Here is a 1,255-nt window from a genome sequence, read left to right as displayed (position 1 = left end):
AGCCAAGGGCGAAGACGCCATCTTCGTTGGCCCCACATTGCCCATGCAGCAGGACGCGGCTCCGCTGTGGGAGTACATCCGCCGCTACATGGAATACGGTCCCGGCCAGGAGGGCATTCCGGAGCGGATAGGGCAAGAGCACACGACCTACTGCGGCAAGCCCAGTTCCAGCCAGTACAAGCTGGAGCAACGCCCAGGGGTGATGGAAACCGCATATCACATGCTCAGTCAAGTCACCTGCTCGTGGCCTGCATTCCCGAAGGAGTGGCAAAGCGATTCAGGCATGGGCGAACCTGAAGACAAGCCTGTGCAGACGGGCGCTGTGATGACGGCTCTCGTCTACCGGGCACAGGGCAGGCTGAGCAAGGCCGACGAGATCGAATTCCTGCGGCATTGGGGAACGGCCGAGGCGCAACAAGAAGCAATGTCGCGCCCGGCATGAGCCCGACGACCCGCAACCGAACGTCCGCGTGTACACGCAGGCTTCGGCTTTCGGCGCTGTTGAAGCTACCGGGGCACCGGGCTAAAGAAAGACGTCATGTTTGCCCTCGAAGATACCTACGCCCGCATAAAGAGAAAGTCCATCGAGAAGGCTCGCGAAGAATTTCGTGTCAACAGTCAACGCCAGTGGCGCTCCGACGAACCCAGCGATGCCGAGGGCATCAATTTACCGGGGCGTTGCGCCTTTGCGCAGAACAATACATACCTGGAGTTATGCAATCCCGGCTGGGAAAGGCAGCGTTTGGTGGTGTTTGGTTTGCTGTTGGTAGTCCCGATGGCGCTGCTCATCATTTGGGGATGGTATGGCTTTGCCATACATCCCATACTATTCAACCAAGTCATCATGTTCTGGCACGTGGCCGATCGTGACCCAGCGGACTGGTCGTTGCTGTGGTTTGGTTGGCTCCTCTTGTTTCCCTTGGCCGCGGCCAGCGCGTTCATGCTGTTCGCCGCCTTCTACTACATGGGCGCGCGCTCTTCGTTCTTCACTTACGCCAGAGGTCGCATCCGCTTCAATCGCCTCACGCGAAAGGTATATGTGCTGCGCCCTGGCTACTGCGGAGGTAATCAAATCTTCGAGTGGGATCGACTGCGCGCGTTGTGCGACATTGCTGGCGACCGTCGCGGCGGAATCAGTTCGCTGGCGTTGTATCACCCATCTTTCGACACGAGCGACGCCAAAGCCACAGGCGAAGATTGCATCTTTGTTGGTCCCGCAAGAACCGCCGCCAATCATGCCCCACTGTTGTGGGAG

General features: G+C 58.9%; 2 pseudogenes. Both read left to right on the top strand.

Going from position 1 to position 1,255, the window contains the following annotated elements:
* Positions 1-442 (top strand): annotated as a pseudogene (locus AC1DOC_RS34145) (hypothetical protein); the annotation flags it as partial.
* Between the two features lie 96 nt (positions 443-538).
* A pseudogene (locus tag AC1DOC_RS34140) lies at positions 539-1,255 on the top strand (hypothetical protein); the annotation flags it as partial.

This window comes from Variovorax sp. 01T439_2 (genome assembly GCF_056398445.1).
This window is presented reverse-complemented; position numbering and strand designations above follow the sequence as displayed.